We start from the raw sequence: 19,404 nt of genomic DNA on the forward strand, positions 1-19,404 counted from the left end.
CATTCGGGAGACTGTTTGGAGTTTAACACACCGACGCTGAAAATGCAATGAAATCGCCCTTATCCAGCCAGATTCTCAATAATTGTGTTACTGTTTTTATCCCAAATTTTCACGATTTTTTCAACTTTTTAACAGTCTTCCTCTCTATTTTTCAGAAGAAACATTGTATAATAGAAGCATCCATATGAATTTTTTGAAAGGAGACTTTCTTTATTTAAATGAAACATTCAAGTAAACCTTCTGTTTCTGGAACTTCCAATGAAACTTTCCTGAAAACAGAATCAGCCAGCAGCCTTCAAGGTTCAGCCGAACCCAACTCTCCGGATACCAGCACTTCCAATGGCAGCGAAACATATCCACACAAAATTGACGCCTTAAAAAATTGGTTCCGGACCCGCCCGATCGTTGAAAAATTCTGTGCACTTCCGACATACATACAGAGCTGGGGACTTACCCTGTTTTTCATGGGTACCGCCACGATCATCGCGTTCTGCTTTTTTCATGCGCTCAAAAATCCGACTGCCAACATCGCGCTAACATACATTCTGGCGGTCTTTTTGGTAGCGCGTTTTACGGACGGATACAGCTTCGGTCTGTTCTCCTCCTTTGTCGGCGTTGTCTGCGTCAATTTTCTGTTCACGTATCCGTATTTCGCGCTGGATTTCACGATGGCCGGCTATCCGATTACCTTCGTGGCAATGTTTTCAATTTCCAGCATTACAAGCGCCATCACAAGCAACATGAAAACACAGGCGCGCGTGCTGGCAGAACGTGAAAAGATGCTGATGGAAGCGGAAAAAGAAAAGATGCGGGCGAACCTGCTGCGGGCAATCTCCCATGATCTCCGCACCCCGCTTACCAGCATCATCGGTTCCAGTACCGTATATCTGGAAAATGGAAGCAGCCTCCCGGAGGTTGAGAAAAATGCGCTGGTGCGCCATATTCTTGAGGACTCTAACTGGCTCTTAAACATGGTTGAAAACCTGCTCTCCGTCACGCGTATCAACAATGAGACGGCAAAGGTAACTAAGACCTCAGAACCGGTCGAGGAAGTTCTCTCCGAGGCGATGATCCGCTTAAAAAAGAGACTTCCAGATGCCAATATCCATGTGCGCGTGCCGGAGGAATTCCTGATGGTCCCGATGGACGCCGTCCTCATCGAACAGGTTCTCATCAACCTGCTGGAAAATGCCGTTGTCCATGCTGAAAGCACCGAGCCGATCGAGTGCTATGTGGAATCACTTTCCGACTATGCGATTTTCCACGTGCGCGATTACGGCGTCGGCATCCCGCCGGAGAAGCTGGCAACCATCTTTGACGGCTCTTCTTCGACGACCAGCACTTCGCCGGATGGACGAAAGGGCATGGGAATCGGGCTTTCCATCTGTAAAACGATCATTCTCGCCCACGGCGGCGAAATCAAGGCAATCAACCACACGCGCGGTGCCGAATTTTACTTTACCCTTCCAAAGGAGGACAAATAACATGACACATAAACTTTCTATTTTATTAGTAGAAGATGAAAAAAACATCTGCGACTTCATCTCCACCTCCCTGTCCGCACAGGATTACCGCATTTCCACCGCACACACGGGAAAAGAAGCACTTCCGATCATCACGTCCCAGTGCCCGGATCTGATTCTCCTCGACCTGGGGCTTCCAGACATGGACGGCATAGAGATCATCCGCCAGGTCCGCACCTGGTCCAGCGTCCCGATCATCGTCCTCTCCGCCCGCACGCAGGAACAGGAAAAGGTACGTGCGCTCGACCTTGGCGCGGATGATTATCTGACCAAGCCGATCGGCACCTCCGAGCTTCTCGCGCGCATCCGGACTGCCCTGCGCCACAGCAACCGCTTAAACACAGCTTCTCCGCTTTATAAGCGCCCATTCCATGCAAAGGGACTGACGATCGATTTTGAAAAACATCTGGTATCGGTTGATGGAAGGGATGTCCATCTGACGCAGATCGAGTTTAAGATTATCTCCCTGCTGGCACAGAATTCCGGCAGAGTCATGACGTATGATACGATTATTTCGAATATCTGGGGGCCGTATGCGGACGATGATAACAGTATTCTGCGCGTGAATATGGCACATATTCGAAGGAAACTGGAGCAGAATCCAGCGGAACCGCAGTATGTGTTTACGGAGATCGGGATTGGGTATCGGATGATTGAGGATGAGATGCAGTAATAGATAGATTGATTGATTGTCGTGATGCAAAAAGAGGCGTCCGGGAATCTGCGCCGCCTGCGTCTCCAATTATCATTGTTCGCTTGCTTTCGCTACATCTGTTCGTCTGGATCGGACAAAAATGTCCGCCCCAGCCGGACAGCTGGCGTGGGATGCGTACAATCGATAATTGGAACGCTGGCTCTACAGATTCCCGGACGCCACTTTCCTCTTGTTATGTTATGGATCGCTTTTGCCTGCCAGCCTTTGCTTTGCTCGGCTGGCTTTTGATTGTCTATTTTTGTTTTTGTCTGTTTTTTATTCTACTTCGCTTTCAATGACTCCATCGTATAAACCAATTAAGTCTTCATAGCCATCCGTGGATGGAAGTGTCACTACGACCGGCTCGCCCGGGTTCTGGACTTCGGTCTCCATCAGAGTAATGCAGGTCATCGGCTGGTCGAGGACTTCCATGTTGTATACGATATAGTTTGTCATATAGATAATGTAATCGTTGTCATCCAGCACGTAAGCGCCTTTCATTTCCTGGATGTTCATGTCCAGATTGACATCGGTGCCGAGTGTGTTCATCACGGTTCCGAGGGCTTCTTTGACGTTCTTGTTTAGCTTCTTTGGATTTGCCTCATATGCCAGCACACGTTTTCCATTGACCTCGTTTAAGGAAATGCCCTTCATATAGCTGGATTCCATATTGCTGGTGTTGACTCCGGTCTGGACGGAGGATATGATCTGCTCTAATGGCATCGGGTATTTCAGTTTGACACCGTTGGCATCTACGTAATAGTAGCCGTCCGTATAAAAAACCTGTGAATAGCTGTCCTGTCCCAGAATCGAGGAAGCGACCTGTGCCAGGTACTTGAGATCGGTGGTATCCTGCATATCCATCTCTGCATGCATCGCCATATCAACTTTCATCTGACCGTCCGGAATGACATCCTTTGCAAGTATGACCGAATGGACGCCGCTCTGAATCTCCGCGGACTGAATCGTATTGTTCTTCTCCATCACCCGGTCAAATACCTCCGCCGGATTTTCGGCTGCAAATGCGGTTGTTGACATTGTCATAATGGCTGCTGCACTCACAAGTGCGGTTGCTAATTTTTTCATTCCTATTCCCTCCTGTAAACCATTTTTCGAACCATGTCGGCAATCCACTTTATTCCAGAACTTTATTCTCTGAAACATGGAACTCACACCGGCTTTATCTCCAGTATATATAATTTGACAACGCTTGTAAAGCGTATCTACGGGCACTTTTCCTTCCGATTGTTATACACAAACATGAAAATTGCCATCAGGCAGATAATTCCATATCCTAGGAAACTCCAGCCGTCCGGCACCTGCCCGAAGATGAAGAAACCGAGCATCGTCGAGAAGATCAGCTGCGAATAATCGTAGATGGAAATACGGCTCGCCGGGGCATAGCGGTATGCCGCCGTGATCGCAAACTGTCCGCCCGCCGCCGCGCAGCCCGCCAAAAGCAGGATCCCCATCTGCTGCCAGGTCATCGATGATAGTCAAAAATCAGCCACGGCAGCACAACCACACAGGAAAATACCGAGAAAAACAGCACGATCACCGGTCCCTTTTCTCCTGCCTCTCCCAGTTTCCGCACCATCGTGTACGCCGCGCCCGCGCAGATGCCGCCGAAAAAGCCCAGCAGCGACGGCACAAGTGCCAGATTGGAGAATGTCGGCTTTACCACGAATATACTGCCGAGAAACGCACCGAAGATCAGCGAAAGCTGAATTGGCATAACTTTTTCCTTTAAGATCAGCCAGCTGAACAGCACTGTAAAAAACGGCGACATTTTATTTAGAATCGATGCGTCCGCCAGCACCAGATGATCCACCGCATAAAAGTTACACAGCACTCCCATCGTGCCGAAAATTGACCGCATCAGAAAATACGGCAGATCTTCCCTGCGGATACGAAACGGCTCTCCCGCCCGCAAAAGCAAAACAACCGCTGCCAGCGCCGCCACAAGATTGCGAAAAAAACTCTTCTGCATCGACGGCAGATCGCCCGCCAAATGTACAAACATACTCATCAGCGCAAAACAGAACGCAGACAGCACCAGGCAGGCAATTCCGCGGTATTCCTGCTTCCGGGTGTCCGGATGATTTTCTACCATGTTTTCATTCCCCTTTCCGTCTTCCTATCTTCCAGTATACGCACATCCCACATTTTTGTCTATTCTTGACACAAATTTGTTTCCATACTAAAATAGAGAAACCATTAACAACACTATCATTTGTAAGGAGCCTGTTATTTTGCTGAAATTATTCCATTCCCTCGATTTAAAACTAAAATCCTGCCTGATTGCACTGTTTGGAAGTGCATTTCTGGCATTTGGCCTGTACCATGTCCATTCCTTTTCCGGTGTCACCGAGGGCGGTGTCTTAGGAATGACGCTTCTGCTTGATCACTGGTTCCATATCTCCCCATCCGTGTCCGGCTTCATCATGAACCTCGCCTGCTACGCGATGGGATGGAAACTTCTGGGGCGGCAGTTCATCGCCTACTCCATTCTTTCCAGCGCCAGCTTCTCCCTGTCTTACCGGATCTGTGAGCAGTTTCCGCCCCTGTGGCCGCAGCTTGCCGATATGCCGCTTGCCGCATCCCTGCTCGGCGCGGTCTTCGTCGGCGTCGGTGCCGGGCTCTGCGTGCGGATCGGCGGTGCCCCGGGCGGGGACGATGCGCTTGCGATGAGCCTTTCCCACGTGACGCACATCAAAATCCAGTGGATCTACCTCCTGTCCGATTTTGCTGTACTGGTGCTTTCACTGAGCTACATTCCGTTAAACCGCATGGTATATTCCATCCTCACGGTACTCCTGTCCGGACAGATCATCGGGTTTGTGCAGACCGCGGGAACACATCCAGTGGAAAATATGGAACTTGATCGTTTTCATACGGTTCTCCCGGTTTCAAACGTGCCTACCCGTGAACAGTAATGAATTTTCTATATTTTTTGATTTTTTTAAAAAAACGCTTGCCAAATCAACCGACCTATGATATTATATAACTCGTTGAAGCGATGCTTCAGAAATGCGCGAGTGGCTCAGTTGGTGGAGCGCGACCTTGCCAAGGTCGAGGCCGCGGGTTCGAGTCCCGTCTCGCGCTCTTTTTATTTATAGCGGAAACCTTTTCATTTTCATGAGGGTTTCCGCTATTTTCGTTACTGGTCACAGTTACACTTTTTCTTTTCAAGGGAGTATTTTACCATGATACAAAAAGTAAGTTCTTTTCTCAAAAAGGATACCGTTTTAACCATCGCCCTGGCTCTGGCTGTCCTTTCCATGTTTATCATACCACCGTCCGCCGGATACCTGAAATATCTGGATCTGCACACACTGATCCTGCTCTTTGGCCTGATGACAGCAACCACAGGCCTCCAAAACATCGGTTTCTTTCGACAGCTCGGGGAATTACTGCTGCTTCGAATCCATTCACTCAGGCAGCTGGAACAGCTTCTGATTCTTCTGTGTTTCTTTTCCAGCATGCTGATCACCAACGATGTGGCCTTAATTACCTTCGTTCCATTTGCTCTGGAACTACTGCGGATGGTAAACCGCAAAGACCGGATCGTTCCGGTTGTCGTCTGCCAGACACTGGCAGCCAATCTCGGCAGCATGACAACTCCGGTGGGGAATCCCCAGAACCTGTATCTGTATTCCCACTTTGAGCTTTCACTTGATACATTTATCCGGAGCATCGGTCCATTTTCGCTGCTTTCATTGGTTTTGCTGCTGCTCGTCACAATGTTTACACCAAGGGAGACTATCTCACTAGATACAGCCGGTAGAGATACACCTCCGATGAGACCTTTCCTAAACGCTGCCTTTTCTGCTGTCTGGGAATGTTTTTCCTGTGCCTTTGCACCGTAGCCGGTCTTCTGCCGCTTCCAATCCTGTTTATCTGCATTCTGGCGATTGGCTGTCTGGCAGACCCGAAGATCTTCTGTCAGGTGGATTACTCTCTCATCCTGACTTTTATCGGATTCTTCATCTTCATCGGGAATCTGAAACACATTCCTGCGGTAAGCTCCCTGCTTTCCAGTATGATCACGGGACACGAAGTGATAGTCTCCGTTCTGGCCAGCCAGGTAATCAGCAACGTTCCGGCCGCCATCCTGTTGTCCGGATTTACCGAAAAAGGAGTTTCCCTTCTGATCGGAACTAACCTCGGCGGTCTCGGCACCCTGATCGCATCCATGGCGAGTCTTATTTCTTACAAATATATCGTCCGCTCCTGCCCAGAGAAAAAAGGAATCTACTTCCGCTGGTTCACGATTGCAAATGCGGGATTTCTAGCAGTCCTGATGGCGGTATATTTTCTGGTTTTTTATAGCATCTGATAAAAAAGAATGTGCCTTGGCACATCCGGGCGTCTCGCGCGGTCGCTTGCGACATGTTCCTGCTTCGCGCGAGTGCACATCCTCGCGGAGCGTTTTTTGTTTCATAGGACGTAATTTCCTATGAAACAAGAAAGCCCCCAGAGCGGCAACTCTGGGGGCTTTCTTAATTTTAAACAACAAAAAAGCGGGTGATGGGAATCGAACCCACGTATCCAGCTTGGAAGGCTGGTGTTCTACCATTGAACTACACCCGCATGATAAATTATGAAATTGTAATGCCCAGAACCGGAATCGAACCAGTGACACGAGGATTTTCAGTCCTCTGCTCTACCAACTGAGCTATCTGGGCATCCTGAGGAATCCTGTGATTCTCATGTTCGCTCTTGTTCAGCGACATGAGTTATTATACTAGAGAGTCTTTTAAATGTCAACTATTTTTTTCTACTTTTCTAAATTTTTTCAAAAACTTTTTCAACTTGCTGTTCCTGCCGCACAGCCAGCGTCCACATCTTCATCTCCAAATTTTCCGTAAACAATGGAAAAACCGACTCTTTTTCATTTTCCTGCATCTTTTTGATTTTGATGGTTGACAAATCCTTTTGGGTGTGTTTATAATGCATGTAACGAAGAACACAGATAAACCGATGAGGAAGAGGAGTATCTGACCTATGTATCGCCACAGAGAGTTCCGGATGGTGGAAACGGAACGCCTTACCGTCAGTGAATGGACTTCCGAGGGCAGCCTTGAACGATTGTTTCAGTAGGGGCTGACGGGACCCCACCCGTTATCCATCGGGGCACGTATGATGGTACGTGTAAGCGAGTGGACATTTTCACAAATGTCAATTTGGGTGGTATCGCAGAAGTTTACGCTTTTGTCCCATGTATGGGGACAGAGGCGTTTTTTAGTTTCTGGAAACATTCTCAGTAAAATCTTTCATCACGGCGCGCGGCGCCAAACCAAAGAGAATCTTCTTTCCAGACACATTCTTTACTCTGCTCCGGCAAGGCAGACTGATACATCTGCCATCCAAAACAAATATCAAAATAAGAATAAAGAATGGAGAAAATGACTATGAAAAAGAATCTGAAAAAATTATTTGCACTTGGATGCACCGCAGCCCTGACACTGACAACCGCAGGATGCTCTTCCAGCACATCCAGCAACGCTTCCGAAGCAGACACCACCGCTGAAACCTCTCAGGAAGCTTCCGCGGACAAAGAAATTTATAATGTAGCGATTGTCAAACAGCTCGACCACGCTTCCCTTGATGAGATTGCAAATGCAGTCGAGGCAGAGTTAGATAAAATCGCCGAGGATAACAATGTAACCATTCACTACGAGCTGTACTCCGGCCAGAATGACCAGACAACCTTAAAGCAGATTGGTGATCAGGCGGTTGCTGACGGTGTTGACGCCATCATCCGATTGCGACCCTGGCTGCACAGGTAGCGACCGTATCCGCACAGCAGACCCAGACACCGGTTGTCTACGCCGCTGTTTCCGATCCGGAAGCCGCTGAGCTGACCGGCATCGACTATGTAACCGGTACCAGCGATGCGCTGAACACCGAGAAAATCATGGATATGATTTTTGCCGCAAACCCAGATGTTAAAAATGTGGGGCTTTTATATTCCTTATCCGAGGCAAACTCAACCAAACCGATCGCGGATGCAAAGGCATACTTAGACGAAAAAGGCATCTCCTACACCGAGCAGACTGCAAATACCAACGACGAAGTAATTACCGCTGCCTCCTCCCTGGTTGCTGACAAAGTAGACGCTGTCTTCACTCCTACCGACAATGTCATCATGGCAGCTGAGCTGGCTATCTTCAAGGATCTGGCCGATGCAGGCATCCCGCACTATGCCGGCGCTGATTCCTTCGTCCGCAATGGTGCATTTGCCACCTGCGGCGTCAACTACACGGCTCTTGGTACACAGACCGCTGACCTTGCTTATCAGGCAATCACCGAAGGCATGGACGGCATGGAAGACTACTACACCGCAGAAGGCGGCATCGTAACCGTAAATACCGAGACTGCCAAAGCCTGAATATCGACACAGCTGTATTCAAAGATTTTGGCGATGTTGTAGAGGTTACGACCACCGAGGACTAATACCCCTCATCCGGCGGCACTTTGATTTTCATTTGACTGACTTTCATGTACTCTCAGAACCGTAAGACAGACCAGACGCCAGCCGCATCCCCCGCTTACCACGCGGCTGGCGCATCTGCCTTATGAACGCTCTGGGAGTACAAATCATTCTACGGAGGTAATTTCCCATGCTTCATATTTTACAAACCGCTCTGGAACTGGGATTTCTGTATGCGCTGGTGCCGATGGCGCTGTTCTTGAGTTTCCGCATACTGGACATCGCGGATATGACGACGGACGGCTGTTTCGTCCTCGGCACAGCGGTATCCGTCACAATGGCTGCGGCAGGGCATCCATTCCTCGCGGTTCCGGCTGCCATGCTTGCAGGCATCTGCGCCGGATTTGTTACCGCATTTCAGCAGACCCGTCTCGGCGTGCCGTCCATTCTCGCCGGTATCATCACCAATATGGGACTCTACACCATCAATCTGATGGTAATGGGCTGGAGTGCAACGTGAGTCTTTTAAAGACAGAGACCATCTTTTCCCTGCTTCAGAAAACCGGTATCGGGGGTGACTGGTATGAAGCACTTCTGGCAATCTGCGTAACTGTGCTTGCGGGCGCACTGCTCGTCTATTTTCTCGGTACCCGTCTGGGACTCTCCATCCGGGCAACCGGCAACAACATTGACATGGTGCGCGCCTCCTCGATCAACCCGACATTTACCATTACGGTCGGCTTATGCATCGCCAATGCGCTGACCGCACTCTCCGGCGCAATGGTCGGTCAGTACCAGAATACCGCCGACATCAACGGCGGCACGGGTATCGTCGTGATCGGTCTTGCCTGCCTGATCATCGGTGAAACCGTCCTCGGACGCCGCGGCGTGGCAAGAGGTGTCATCGCCACCGTCATCGGTTCGATTATTTACCGTTTTATCTACGCTATCGTCCTGTATACAAAAATCATGCCTGTACAGGGGCTGAAACTGGTCACCGCTGTGATCGTAGCGCTGGCAATCGCATTTCCGACGATCCGGAAATGGGCGGCATTCCAGACACGTAAAAATGCAGCGGCACGCCGGAAGGGAGGACACGGAGCATGTTAAATATTCAGTCGATATCAAAAACCTTTAATCCGGGAACTGTCAACGCCAAACAGGCGCTCTCCGGGCTGTCCCTGCATCTGGATCACGGCGATTTCGTGACAATCATCGGTTCCAACGGCGCCGGAAAATCGACCCTGTTCAATGCGATTGCCGGCAGCTTCTACGTCGATGACGGCTTTATCGAGCTGGACGGCGAGGACATCACCTATATGCCGGAGCACAAGCGCAGCCTGATGGTCGGCCGCCTCTTCCAGGACCCGTTAAAGGGAACGGCGCCGGGCATGACGATCGAAGAAAATCTTGCCCTCGCCTATCTGCGGACCGCAAAGGGGAAATCGCCATTTTCCCGCATTTCCAAGAAAGATAAGGATGCGTTCCGCGAACGCCTCTCCCTCTTAAATATGGGGCTTGAAGACCGGATGACCCAGCCGGTCGGACTTCTCTCCGGCGGTCAGCGCCAGGCGCTCACCCTGCTCATGGCAACCCTCATCACGCCGAAGCTTCTGCTGCTCGATGAGCACACTGCCGCCCTCGATCCGGGAACAGCTGAAAAAGTACTGGAGCTGACGAAAAATATCGTTGCTGAGGAGAAAATCACCTGCCTGATGATCACCCACAATATGAACCAGGCTCTGGAGCTCGGAAACCGCACGCTCATGATGGCAAACGGAAATATCGTGCTCGACGTCGGCGGCGCAGAGCGCGCTTCCATGACTGTCGAGGATCTGATCGCCCGCTTCAAGACCGGCGCAGGCCACGCGCTGGATAATGACCGGATTTTATTGTCGGAATAATTTTAAAAAAGCAAAAAATTCAAAAAGTCCCATCCTTTCAGATTTGAATCTGCATAAGGATGGGACTTTTTTATATTTCTCTTATCCAATTTCTATTTCCCAAGCACATCCGAAAGCGCTGCAAACTGCGCCAGCGTCAGCGTCTCGCCGCGCACGGACGGGGAAAGTCCCAGCGACTCGATTGCGGCTGCGATCTCTTCCTTGCTAAAGGAGAGATCCTGCGCGTTGGAAAGCCCGTTCTGCAGGGTTTTCCGGCGCTGGTTGAAGGACGCGCGGATGAGACGGAACATTAAATCTTTATCCTTTACCTCCACCGGCGGCTTCGCATGGCGGGTCAGACGGATGACCGCTGAGCCGACATTCGGACGCGGAATGAAACAGTTCGGCGGCACATTTGCCACGATGTATGGCTCGGCATAATACTGAACCGCCAGCGACAGCGCGCCGTAATCCTTCGAGCCCGGACCAACCTGCATCCGGTCTGCGACCTCTTTCTGCACCATAACCGTAATATTGTCGATCGGCGCGCCGCTCTCAAACAGCCCCATGATGATCGGGGTCGTGATATAGTACGGCAGGTTCGCCACGACCTTAACCGGACGTCCGCCGCCTTTTTCTTCCGCCATTTTTTTTATGTCAATCTTTAAAATATCTTCATTGATAACAGTTACATTTTCGCAGTCCTGAAGCGTATCTTTTAAGATCGGAATCAGATTTGTGTCGATCTCCACGGCGATGACCTGTCCTGCCGCCTGTGAAAGGCGCTGTGTCATCGTACCGATGCCAGGACCGACTTCCAGGACGGTGTCCTCCTTGGTCATGCCCGCCGCTGAGATAATCTTGTCCAGCACGTGCGTATCAATCAGAAAATTCTGACCGAATTTTTTCTGGAAAGCAAAATTGTATTTCTGTATTACTTCGATTGTATTCTTCGGGTTTCCAAGATCCATTCCGAAAATCCTTTCCCGGGTGTCCGGGACACCCCTTTTACGGTAACCGGTACAGCCTCCGCGCATTCTCTTCAGTCGCACGGACGATCTCTTCCGGTGTACATTTCTTGATTTCTGCCAGCTTTTCCACCACATATGACAGGTTCAGTGAGGAGTTGCGTTTGCCGCGGTTGGGAACCGGAGCGAGGTAGGGGCAGTCGGTTTCGAGTACCAGACGGTCGAGCGGCGCCATCTCGGCTACTTCCAGAAGCTTTTTCGCGTTCTTGAAGGTCAGTACGCCGCCGATGCCTAAGTAAAAGCCCATCTTTAAATACTCTGCCGCCATCTCTTTTCCATAGGAGAAGCAATGAATCACACCGCCTATCTCCCCGGAGTGCTCTTCCTTCATGATATCGAGCGTATCTTTCGCCGCGTCGCGGCTGTGGATGATGACTGGAAGTTTTAATTCCCGCGCCAGATTTAACTGGCGGTGGAACCATTTCTTCTGGGTCTCATGATCCGGCTCTTCCCAGTAATAGTCGAGACCGATCTCGCCGATCGCTACGATCTTCCCGGACTGTGCCAGCACACGGAGTTCGGCAAATTTTTCCTCGTCAAGCTCCGCCGTGCTGCTGGGATGAACACCGGCCGCACCGTAGATAAAGGGATATCTCTTCGTCAGTTCAATGGTGGTCTTTGTGCTCTCCATATCGGCACCCACATTGACAACCGTTCCGATCCCGCCTGCTGCCAGACCGGAAAGCAGCGCCTCCCGGTCCTCATCAAATGCCTCATCATCATAATGGGCGTGTGTGTCAAATATCATATAACTTATATTTCTCCATTTCCATTCAAGAATGTCTCAATATTCTTGCTGCAAGATGGGAGTCATCTCACATCTGATATTAGCAGATTTCTGCGCCCGCCGGCATATCCTTCTCGGTGGTCATCAGAGACAGCTTGCCTTCTGCATCCTCTGCACAGAGAATCATGCCCTCAGACAGGATACCTGCCAGCTTCGCCGGTTTCAGGTTTGTCACAACCATAACTCTCTTACCTACCATCTCCTCCGGAGAATAAGAATGTTTGATTCCGCTGACAATCTGACGTACCTGGCTTCCGACCTGAACCTGGGAGCAGAGAAGCTTCTTGGACTTCGGAACAGCCTCGCAGGAGAGGATCACGCCAACCTGGAACTGCAGCTTTGCAAAATCATCGTAGGTAATCTCTGCTTTCGGCTCGATATCGATGCCCTCGGCTTTCTCGTCCTCTTCCTTCTCCGGCTCTGCCTTTGCAGCAACTGCCTTCTTCTGCTCTTCCTGGATAACTTTGACTTTCTTCATCACATCGTCGAGTTTCAGGCGGGCAAAGAGAACCTCCGGCTCCTCAGTCACCTTATTTCCGGACGGATAACGGCCAAATTCATCCATCTGTGGCAGTTCACGTTTTACGGTATTTAATTCTTTTAAGATCTTCTCCGAGGTCTCCGGCATGAAGGATTCAAGCAGGGACGCACCGATCGTGATAGACTCAACCAGGTTGTAGAGAACAGTCGCAAGACGATCCTGCTTGTCCTCTTCCTTTGCCAGAATCCACGGGGTTGTCTCGTCAATGTATTTGTTGCTGCGGCGGAAAATATTGAAGATCTCGGTGATCGCATCGGCAACGCGCAGCTTATCCATCTTCTCATCGACCTTGCGGACTGCTTCCAGCACTACCTTCTTCAGATCCTCGTCCACCGGCTCCGTCACGCCCTTGTCGGCTACCACGCCGCCAAAGTACTGGTTCGTCATCGATACCGTTCTCTTTACGAGGTTGCCGAGGATATTTGCCAGATCCGAGTTCAGTCTCTCTACCATCAGCTCCCAGGTAATAACGCCGTCGTTCTCAAACGGCATCTCATGCAGAACGAAGTAGCGGACTGCATCCACGCCAAAGAAATCAACCAGTGTATCGGCGTAAATCACATTTCCCTTGGATTTACTCATCTTGCCGTCGCCCTGTAACAGCCACGGATGACCAAATACCTGCTTTGGAAGCGGCAGGTCGAGTGCCATCAAAAAGATCGGCCAGTAAATGGTATGGAAACGGATAATATCCTTGCCAATCAGATGCAGGTCTGCCGGCCAGTATTTCTTGAACAGCTCGCCGCTCTCGCCGTCGCAGTCATATCCAAGACCGGTGATATAGTTGGTCAGTGCATCCAGCCATACATATACAACGTGCTTCGGGTCGAAATCAACCGGAATCCCCCATTTAAAGGAAGTACGGGAAACACACAGATCCTGCAGGCCCGGAAGCAGGAAGTTGTTCATCATCTCATTTTTACGGGAAACCGGCTGGATGAACTCCGGGTGCTCATTGATATAATCGATAAGTCTCTGCGCATATTTGCTCATACGGAAGAAATATGCCTCTTCCTTCGCCGGCTGTACCGGGCGTCCGCAGTCCGGGCATTTGCCGTCTACGACCTGGGACTGGGTCCAGAAGGACTCGCACGGGGTACAGTAAAGTCCCTCGTAGCAGCTCTTGTAAATATCGCCCTGATCATAGAGCTTCTTGAAAATCTTCTTTACCTGCGCCTCATGATCCTCGTCGGTGGTGCGGATAAATTTGTCGTAGGATGTATTCATCAGATCCCAGATCGTCTTGATCTCACCCGCCACGTTATCGACAAACTGCTTCGGCGTGATGCCAGCCTCATCTGCCTTTAACTCGATCTTCTGACCATGCTCATCGGTGCCCGTCTGGAAACGCACATCGTAGCCCTGCGCTCTCTTGTAGCGCGCAATGCTGTCCGCCAGCACGATCTCATAGGTATTTCCGATATGCGGTTTGCCCGATGTATAGGCAATCGCAGTTGTTATATAGTAAGGTTTCTTACAGTTCTGACACATTTATCATGCCCTCCTTATTAAAATTGCGCTTTAAATTATGTTCTTCACAAAAAAAGCCTCTAACCGCCCATGGTTTTCCATCTGCGATTAAAGGCAAGCCACCTTCTTTTCTCTGCCTTTTCTTCATATATAAATATATAGATTAAGTCTATCTGTTTTGCATCCCTTTGTCAAGTATGGTATACTTGCAGACATATATATTTGTTTTGGAGGTATTATATTATGCAGAAACGCTTTTCCTTCCCGCCCCTGCCGCGCACAGCGCTCGCGATCGCTGCAGCTGCTGCCCTGGCGCTCTCCGGATGCGCTGGTTCTTCCGGCTCAGGAACCCCCGCCGAATCCTACGCCGCTTCCGGGCAGACTGGTTCTCCTTCCAATGCATCGTCCGATGCTGCCAGCGAACAGGCGCGTTTTGATGCGTTTCTGGCACACCAGTTTCAAGAAAGCGTGCAGGACGATCCGCTCTCCCTTCATTTTCTTGTCCGGAATCCGGAAAATTACGGTATCACCGAACCGGAGATGAAATTTCCAGAATATTCCCTGGAACAGCTTCAAAAGGATTCCGAGGAAAACGCGGCCGTTCTTGAGGAACTTTCTTCCTTCGATACCTCTCTCTTGACCTCCGACCAGCTCTTCACCTACCGGATGATGAAGGACACACTGGAGACGGAAGCCGGCTCGAAGGGACTGGAACTCTACAATCAGCCGTTAAGCGCCCTGATCGGCACGCAGGCGGAACTTCCGACCTTATTAGCCGAATACACATTTTACAACCGTGCCGACATCGACCATTACCTGGCACTGCTTTCGCAGATCGACACATATTACAAGCAGCTCGCAGCGTATGAACAGGCGCAGGCAGACGCCGGTCTCGCACCGTCCGACGACACCATCGACCGGATTTTAAAATCCTGTAAAGCTACCTCATCCGCCCGGAAAACAGCCTGCTGACGGAAACATTTGCCTCCCGCTTAAATGCGGTTGAGGGCTTAAGCGATGCAGAAAAGGCGTCCTACAAAGCAAAACATCTGACCATTTTAAAGGAACACTTTATCCCGGCATATACAAACCTCTCTAAAGCACTGGAATCGCTCAAGGGCTCCCATCCGGAGGCAGGAGGACTTAGCACCTACGAACACGGCAGGGAGTATTATGCCTATCTTGCGGCGGCGCTGACCGGCACAGATTCTTCGGTCGATGCGCTCAAAACGCGGATTGAGAAGCAGATGCAGGCAGATTTATCCGAAATCCGCGTCCGCTTAAAGGAACATCCGGAACTCGTCCGGCAGATGACCGACTCTGCCATCACACTCTCCGATCCGGATGAGATCCTTCAGAATTTACAGGTGCAGATTCAGGATGATTTCCCGGCGCTTACAGATACCTCCTACACACTCAAATACGTCCCGGAAGCGCTGGAATCTTCCCTGTCCCCGGCGTTTTTCCTCGTACCGCCGATCGATTCCGACGGTTCCAACACCATTTACATCAACGAAAAAGCAAGCACTGAGCAGAACCTCTACACCATGCTGGCGCACGAGGGCTATCCGGGGCATCTCTACCAGTCGGCTTATTTCAATGACCGGGAGCCGGTTCCGGTACGGCGGCTTCTTGCCTGCGGCGGCTACAACGAAGGCTGGGGACTCTACAGCGAACTGTACGCCTACTCCTTCGACAACGGACTGCCGGAAGCGGTCAAACCGCTGATGCGCTGCAGCGAAGCCAGCAGCTACGGGCTGTACGCGCTTCTCGACATCTGCATCCACTATGATGACTGGGATCTCGCCACAACCACCAGTTATCTGGAAAATTCCTACGGATTTACGGATCCGGAATCCGCGCGCGAGATATACCTGGCAATCATTGATAATCCGGGCAATTACCTGAAATACTATACCGGCTATCTGGAAATCCTGACCATGCGCCAGGAAGCCGAGGAGGTACTTGGGAACAAATTCAACGCCAAGAGCTTCCACCAGTTCATCCTGAACATGGACGGCGCTTCCTTCCGGGTCATCAAACCGTATTTTCAAACATGGCTGATGACGGAGAAATTACACGTATAAGAGAAAAAGAGCGGTATCTCCCTGTATGCATCCGCAGACTTCAGGGATCCCGCTCTTTTCGCATTTTCATGCTTTAGTTTACTTTCTTGTAATTCTTCTCAAAGCTCATCGGACCGTCGCCGATCTTCTCGCCTGCTACGCTCAACTCCAGCGTCTTTGCCTCGTAGTTCTGGATAAATGTATTGGCAATGGCCATGACAACCAGCTTGTCAGAGGACTCCTTTAAGGAGGAGAGATCCAGCGTCAGGGCGCCGTCCTTCTGCTCAAATTTATCCACGGTGATTCCCTCTTCAATGACGCCCACCTCTGCCATCTTATCAAGCAGTTCCTGTGCATCCAGCTCATCGCCGTCAATGCCATCCATATTCTGTTTTAAGCCGCTCTTATCAGATTTTACAGAATATACGCAAACCGTTACCGTCGGATCTGCATCCGTTACCACCATGCTTTCTTTCTCAGCCACGCCGTCTACAGTCTCCTGCTGCGCCGCACCTGCCGGGGCAGTTCCATGTTCGCTGGTCTCTCCTGTATTTCTTGCCGTCGGCGCACATGCGCCCAGAACAGCTGCCATCATAAGACCAGCTGCCATTACCATAAATTTCTTCATAATGTACCTCCTTGTATTCTCCTCGCAGCAGTTGCTTCACGGTTTTCGCAACCGTTTTTGTCTTTCACACCTGTTTCCATCCAGTGCAGACTACATCCATTCTTTTTACCGCTGCCCATCCTTACTCCTAAACCACTGATTCAGCTTCATCAGCGCCTTTACCAACGTCTGCATCTCATCTTCCGACAGATCGCTTGTCAGGCTCTCGATCATCTCCCGGTGGAACCGGGCGTGATGCCCATACGCTTTTCTGCCCCGCTCTGAAAGAGAAATATATACGACCCGCCGATCCTCGAGTCCCCGGCTTCGTTCCACATAGCCTTTTTTGACCAGGCTGTTCATGGCAATTGTGAGCGTTCCCACCGTAACGGACAGTTCTCTGGCAATCGATGACATATTTTTCGGTTCACCAATCCCGATCGCTTCGATCACATGCATATCGTTATTCGTGATGTCTTTAAACTCCGGCGTAATGATTACCTTCTGTTCTATGTCCATCACATCGCGGAACAGCGTCACCAGAAGCTCATTCAGCGTCTCATAATTTCCCACAGTTTTCCCTCTCATCCTTGGTTTCAGCGCGCAAAACGGCAATTTACCCTACCGATTATACAATATTCTGTGCGGCAAGACAACTAGCAAATTTCTTACATCTTCTCTTATAACATGGCACTTGTTACTGTTCACGCACACGTGCCCAGTAACGGAATTTGCCGTGGCTTCACATTTAAATACGGCAAATTCCTGCTGCCACCACGTTTTCTTACGGCACTTTCGGTTCCAAAAGTGCCTACCCGTGAACAGTTACCATAGCACTACATAAGATACTCGCCACAAGCCCCGCGAACGTTGCAATCAGCGCCCCCGCAAGCGTCCATCGCGTCTTTGAGATCCGCACGGTCAGATAGTAGACACTCATCGTATAAAAAACCGTCTCCGTGCAGCTCTCAAGAACCGACACCATCATGCCGAGCCGCGAATCGGGTCCATACGTTTTAAAAACATCTAAGAGCAGCCCCGTCGCCGCCGAACTGGACACCAGACGCACCAGAAGCAGCGGAACCACCTGCGCCGGTATATGCAGTAATGCCGCCGGTCCCGCCAGCACCCCGGAGAGGAAATCGAGAAAACCGGAGGTCCGAAGCACGCCGACCGCCGCCATCAGTCCCACCAGCGTCGGCAGGATTCCAGCCACCGTTTTAAGCCCCGCAAGCGCCCCTTCGATAAAATCATCAAAAACCGGGCGTTTCTGAAGCACCGCAAACCCAACGATATAAAACAAAACAACCGGAACCAGGTATTCAGAGAGGTAATTGATGCAGCGCATTTGACGGCTCCCGTGTCTATACTTGTTTTATATGTATGGTTTGAATCCGCGTTCTATGATAACGGATCTGTTTCCAGAGCCCCTTATTTTAACAAGGGCATTATAGGGGATAAATTTGTTTTTTGTGTGAAATTTTCCCCCTACATGACGCCAAATTGCGTTTTCTATTTCCAGCCATCCTTTTTTATTGATTTATATTGCTTTCTCCTGCACATCACGCGGCACACCGCCACTCCTGCCAGGGTGCTGATACAGGTTGCCAGGAACGCCGGACCGGCCACGGCCAGCGGATGCGCCGATCCGTACTGGCTCCGGTAGGCGATCATATTGATAGGAATGAGCTGCAGCGATGAAATATTTACGACCAGAAACGTACACATTTCATCGCTCGCCGTTCCCTGTGTGACCGCCGCCGGATCCCCCTCCGCTCTCCGTTCCTCCTCCAGTTCTTCCAGCTCCTTCATCGCCGTAAGCCCCGCCGGGGTCGCCGCCCAGCCAAGCCCCAGCATATTGGCAATCATATTGGCGGCCATCGAAGAAAGCGCCGGGTGACCCGCTGGAATGCGTGGAAAGAGGAAATGAAGCACCGGCCGCATCCCCGCCGACAACTGCTCAATCAGCCCCGCCCGCCGTCCGATCTCCAAAATTCCCGTCCAGAACGCTATCACCCCCAGCATCGTGATTCCCAGCGAGACTGCATCCCCCGCCGCTGCAAGCATTCCCTCCGTCACCGCCCCCAGCGTCCCATGCACCGCCGCCCAGCCAAGCCCCATAAGCATCATAAACGCCCAGAGTGCATTTAACATGCATCTACCTCCCTGCTGTCATATGGTACGCTCAGAACATTTTATACTCAGACAAGTATAAAAAGACGCCAAACATACACCATAAATAAATACAATTATATCATTTCTTTTCGTCCATTCCGCTTGCATTTCAGAATTTGGATCTTTAAAATAAGAACTATCATCTCCTTCACATGACAGACATTCTTTGAAAAAGGCCATTTTATATGGATTCT

The 19,404-nt window shown here is 50.5% G+C and carries 20 protein-coding genes, 3 tRNA genes, 1 pseudogene and 1 other annotated feature; of the genes and pseudogenes, 12 read left to right on the forward strand and 12 right to left on the reverse strand.

Annotation, left to right across the window (positions count from 1 at the left end):
• The first annotated feature begins 218 nt into the window (after window positions 1–218).
• Window positions 219–1,484, forward strand: a complete 1,266-nt coding sequence (locus tag DW085_RS15765) for a DUF4118 domain-containing protein (protein ID WP_118469030.1) — start codon at window positions 219–221, stop codon at window positions 1,482–1,484.
• Window position 1,485: 1 nt separating this feature from the next.
• Entirely contained in the window at window positions 1,486–2,196 is a 711-nt protein-coding gene (locus tag DW085_RS15770) for a response regulator (RefSeq protein ID WP_118469028.1), read from the forward strand.
• 297 nt (window positions 2,197–2,493) lie between these two features.
• Here the strand turns inward: DW085_RS15770 and DW085_RS15775 are convergent, their stop codons facing one another.
• The 3 genes from DW085_RS15775 to DW085_RS15780 all read right to left on the reverse strand — a co-directional run bounded on the left by DW085_RS15775 (window position 2,494) and on the right by DW085_RS15780 (window position 4,330).
• Window positions 2,494–3,303, reverse strand: a complete 810-nt coding sequence (locus DW085_RS15775; RefSeq protein ID WP_107000835.1) for a hypothetical protein — start codon at window positions 3,301–3,303, stop codon at window positions 2,494–2,496.
• 137 nt (window positions 3,304–3,440) lie between these two features.
• Window positions 3,441–3,704: a DMT family transporter gene (locus DW085_RS20690; protein WP_347475123.1), complete on the reverse strand. Its 264-nt coding sequence runs from the start codon at window positions 3,702–3,704 to the stop codon at window positions 3,441–3,443.
• Window positions 3,701–4,330 (reverse strand): DMT family transporter, encoded by a 630-nt coding sequence (locus tag DW085_RS15780; protein WP_347475124.1) that lies wholly within the window; start codon window positions 4,328–4,330, stop codon window positions 3,701–3,703. Before DW085_RS15780 ends, DW085_RS20690 begins: the two co-directional genes overlap by 4 nt.
• A gap of 139 nt (window positions 4,331–4,469) precedes the next feature.
• Here DW085_RS15780 and DW085_RS15785 point away from each other — a divergent pair, with 139 nt between their 5' ends.
• The 4 genes from DW085_RS15785 (at window position 4,470) to DW085_RS19995 (ending at window position 6,556) form a co-directional block, all read left to right on the forward strand.
• Window positions 4,470–5,153: a YitT family protein gene (locus DW085_RS15785; protein WP_243034063.1), complete on the forward strand. Its 684-nt coding sequence runs from the start codon at window positions 4,470–4,472 to the stop codon at window positions 5,151–5,153.
• 96 nt (window positions 5,154–5,249) lie between these two features.
• Window positions 5,250–5,322: transfer RNA gene (locus DW085_RS15790), tRNA-Gly, on the forward strand.
• Between the two features lie 101 nt (window positions 5,323–5,423).
• Window positions 5,424–6,086 carry an SLC13 family permease gene (locus tag DW085_RS19990; protein ID WP_243034064.1) on the forward strand — a complete coding sequence of 221 codons (663 nt, stop codon included), beginning with the start codon at window positions 5,424–5,426 and terminating at the stop codon, window positions 6,084–6,086.
• Complete coding sequence (locus DW085_RS19995) at window positions 6,059–6,556, forward strand: hypothetical protein (protein WP_243034065.1); 498 nt, start codon at window positions 6,059–6,061, stop codon at window positions 6,554–6,556. Before DW085_RS19990 ends, DW085_RS19995 begins: the two co-directional genes overlap by 28 nt.
• A gap of 183 nt (window positions 6,557–6,739) precedes the next feature.
• On the opposite strand, the gene DW085_RS15800 is transcribed toward DW085_RS19995, so the two are convergent.
• Window positions 6,740–6,810, reverse strand: a tRNA-Gly gene (locus DW085_RS15800).
• A 22-nt stretch (window positions 6,811–6,832) separates the two neighbouring features.
• Window positions 6,833–6,905 (reverse strand) — tRNA-Phe (locus tag DW085_RS15805).
• Window positions 6,906–7,191: 286 nt separating this feature from the next.
• Window positions 7,192–7,442, forward strand: a binding site (T-box leader).
• A 189-nt stretch (window positions 7,443–7,631) separates the two neighbouring features.
• Here DW085_RS15805 and DW085_RS20695 point away from each other — a divergent pair.
• The 4 genes and pseudogenes from DW085_RS20695 to DW085_RS15820 all read left to right on the forward strand — a co-directional run bounded on the left by DW085_RS20695 (window position 7,632) and on the right by DW085_RS15820 (window position 10,557).
• Window positions 7,632–8,009 carry a hypothetical protein gene (locus tag DW085_RS20695; protein ID WP_347475125.1) on the forward strand — a complete coding sequence of 126 codons (378 nt, stop codon included), beginning with the start codon at window positions 7,632–7,634 and terminating at the stop codon, window positions 8,007–8,009.
• Window positions 7,994–8,611 carry an ABC transporter substrate binding protein gene (locus DW085_RS20700; protein ID WP_347475126.1) on the forward strand — a complete coding sequence of 206 codons (618 nt, stop codon included), beginning with the start codon at window positions 7,994–7,996 and terminating at the stop codon, window positions 8,609–8,611. The genes DW085_RS20695 and DW085_RS20700 overlap by 16 nt, the downstream gene beginning before the upstream one ends.
• Window positions 8,612–8,843: 232 nt before the next feature.
• A pseudogene (locus DW085_RS15815) lies at window positions 8,844–9,763 on the forward strand (ABC transporter permease).
• Window positions 9,757–10,557: an ATP-binding cassette domain-containing protein gene (locus tag DW085_RS15820; protein WP_022358462.1), complete on the forward strand. Its 801-nt coding sequence runs from the start codon at window positions 9,757–9,759 to the stop codon at window positions 10,555–10,557. Before DW085_RS15815 ends, DW085_RS15820 begins: the two are co-directional and overlap by 7 nt.
• 92 nt (window positions 10,558–10,649) lie before the next feature.
• Here DW085_RS15820 and rsmA read toward each other — a convergent pair whose 3' ends face one another.
• From rsmA to metG, 3 genes are all read right to left on the reverse strand, one after another.
• Entirely contained in the window at window positions 10,650–11,507 is an 858-nt protein-coding gene (gene rsmA / locus DW085_RS15825) for a 16S rRNA (adenine(1518)-N(6)/adenine(1519)-N(6))-dimethyltransferase RsmA (RefSeq protein WP_118522242.1), read from the reverse strand.
• Window positions 11,508–11,544: 37 nt separating this feature from the next.
• A complete protein-coding gene (locus DW085_RS15830; RefSeq protein ID WP_118493587.1) occupies window positions 11,545–12,312 on the reverse strand; it encodes a TatD family hydrolase in 768 nt (255 codons plus the stop codon).
• A 79-nt stretch (window positions 12,313–12,391) separates the two neighbouring features.
• Window positions 12,392–14,383 (reverse strand): methionine--tRNA ligase, encoded by a 1,992-nt coding sequence (metG, locus tag DW085_RS15835; RefSeq protein ID WP_118493590.1) that lies wholly within the window; start codon window positions 14,381–14,383, stop codon window positions 12,392–12,394.
• Window positions 14,384–14,605: 222 nt separating this feature from the next.
• On the opposite strand from metG, the gene DW085_RS20250 reads away from it, so the two are divergent.
• Both DW085_RS20250 and DW085_RS15840 read left to right on the forward strand, forming a co-directional pair.
• A complete protein-coding gene (locus tag DW085_RS20250) occupies window positions 14,606–15,334 on the forward strand; it encodes a DUF885 family protein (protein WP_284525760.1) in 729 nt (242 codons plus the stop codon).
• Window positions 15,331–16,449 carry a DUF885 domain-containing protein gene (locus DW085_RS15840; protein WP_284525761.1) on the forward strand — a complete coding sequence of 373 codons (1,119 nt, stop codon included), beginning with the start codon at window positions 15,331–15,333 and terminating at the stop codon, window positions 16,447–16,449. The genes DW085_RS20250 and DW085_RS15840 overlap by 4 nt, the downstream gene beginning before the upstream one ends.
• 73 nt (window positions 16,450–16,522) lie before the next feature.
• On the opposite strand, the gene DW085_RS15845 is transcribed toward DW085_RS15840, so the two are convergent.
• The 4 genes from DW085_RS15845 to DW085_RS15860 form a co-directional block, all read right to left on the reverse strand.
• Window positions 16,523–17,056 carry a GerMN domain-containing protein gene (locus DW085_RS15845; RefSeq protein ID WP_022358467.1) on the reverse strand — a complete coding sequence of 178 codons (534 nt, stop codon included), beginning with the start codon at window positions 17,054–17,056 and terminating at the stop codon, window positions 16,523–16,525.
• Window positions 17,057–17,161: 105 nt separating this feature from the next.
• Window positions 17,162–17,608: a MarR family transcriptional regulator gene (locus tag DW085_RS15850; protein WP_022358468.1), complete on the reverse strand. Its 447-nt coding sequence runs from the start codon at window positions 17,606–17,608 to the stop codon at window positions 17,162–17,164.
• Window positions 17,609–17,846: 238 nt separating this feature from the next.
• Window positions 17,847–18,383, reverse strand: a complete 537-nt coding sequence (locus DW085_RS15855; protein WP_118493593.1) for a spore maturation protein — start codon at window positions 18,381–18,383, stop codon at window positions 17,847–17,849.
• A gap of 164 nt (window positions 18,384–18,547) precedes the next feature.
• Complete coding sequence (locus DW085_RS15860; protein ID WP_118493596.1) at window positions 18,548–19,189, reverse strand: nucleoside recognition domain-containing protein; 642 nt, start codon at window positions 19,187–19,189, stop codon at window positions 18,548–18,550.
• Between the last annotated feature and the right edge of the window lie 215 nt (window positions 19,190–19,404).

The organism is Clostridium sp. AF50-3 (genome assembly GCF_003477445.1).
Taxonomy (GTDB): domain Bacteria; phylum Bacillota; class Clostridia; order Lachnospirales; family Lachnospiraceae; genus Otoolea; species Otoolea fessa.

What these genes read in the sequence shown, in the direction of transcription:
- metG (WP_118493590.1), bottom strand. Translation starts at nt 14,383, where the DNA reads ATGTGTCAGAACTGTAAGAAACCTTACTATATAACAACTGCGATTGCC.
- DW085_RS15765 (WP_118469030.1), top strand. Translation starts at nt 219, where the DNA reads ATGAAACATTCAAGTAAACCTTCTGTTTCTGGAACTTCCAATGAAACT.
- DW085_RS15820 (WP_022358462.1), top strand. Translation starts at nt 9,757, where the DNA reads ATGTTAAATATTCAGTCGATATCAAAAACCTTTAATCCGGGAACTGTC.
- DW085_RS15845 (WP_022358467.1), bottom strand. Translation starts at nt 17,056, where the DNA reads ATGAAGAAATTTATGGTAATGGCAGCTGGTCTTATGATGGCAGCTGTT.
- DW085_RS19995 (WP_243034065.1), top strand. Translation starts at nt 6,059, where the DNA reads ATGTTTTTCCTGTGCCTTTGCACCGTAGCCGGTCTTCTGCCGCTTCCA.
- DW085_RS15770 (WP_118469028.1), top strand. Translation starts at nt 1,486, where the DNA reads ATGACACATAAACTTTCTATTTTATTAGTAGAAGATGAAAAAAACATC.
- DW085_RS20695 (WP_347475125.1), top strand. Translation starts at nt 7,632, where the DNA reads ATGAAAAAGAATCTGAAAAAATTATTTGCACTTGGATGCACCGCAGCC.
- DW085_RS19990 (WP_243034064.1), top strand. Translation starts at nt 5,424, where the DNA reads ATGATACAAAAAGTAAGTTCTTTTCTCAAAAAGGATACCGTTTTAACC.
- DW085_RS15860 (WP_118493596.1), bottom strand. Translation starts at nt 19,189, where the DNA reads ATGTTAAATGCACTCTGGGCGTTTATGATGCTTATGGGGCTTGGCTGG.
- DW085_RS15775 (WP_107000835.1), bottom strand. Translation starts at nt 3,303, where the DNA reads ATGAAAAAATTAGCAACCGCACTTGTGAGTGCAGCAGCCATTATGACA.
- DW085_RS20250 (WP_284525760.1), top strand. Translation starts at nt 14,606, where the DNA reads ATGCAGAAACGCTTTTCCTTCCCGCCCCTGCCGCGCACAGCGCTCGCG.
- DW085_RS20690 (WP_347475123.1), bottom strand. Translation starts at nt 3,704, where the DNA reads ATGACCTGGCAGCAGATGGGGATCCTGCTTTTGGCGGGCTGCGCGGCG.
- DW085_RS15830 (WP_118493587.1), bottom strand. Translation starts at nt 12,312, where the DNA reads ATGATATTTGACACACACGCCCATTATGATGATGAGGCATTTGATGAG.
- DW085_RS15780 (WP_347475124.1), bottom strand. Translation starts at nt 4,330, where the DNA reads ATGGTAGAAAATCATCCGGACACCCGGAAGCAGGAATACCGCGGAATT.
- DW085_RS15855 (WP_118493593.1), bottom strand. Translation starts at nt 18,383, where the DNA reads ATGCGCTGCATCAATTACCTCTCTGAATACCTGGTTCCGGTTGTTTTG.
- rsmA (WP_118522242.1), bottom strand. Translation starts at nt 11,507, where the DNA reads ATGGATCTTGGAAACCCGAAGAATACAATCGAAGTAATACAGAAATAC.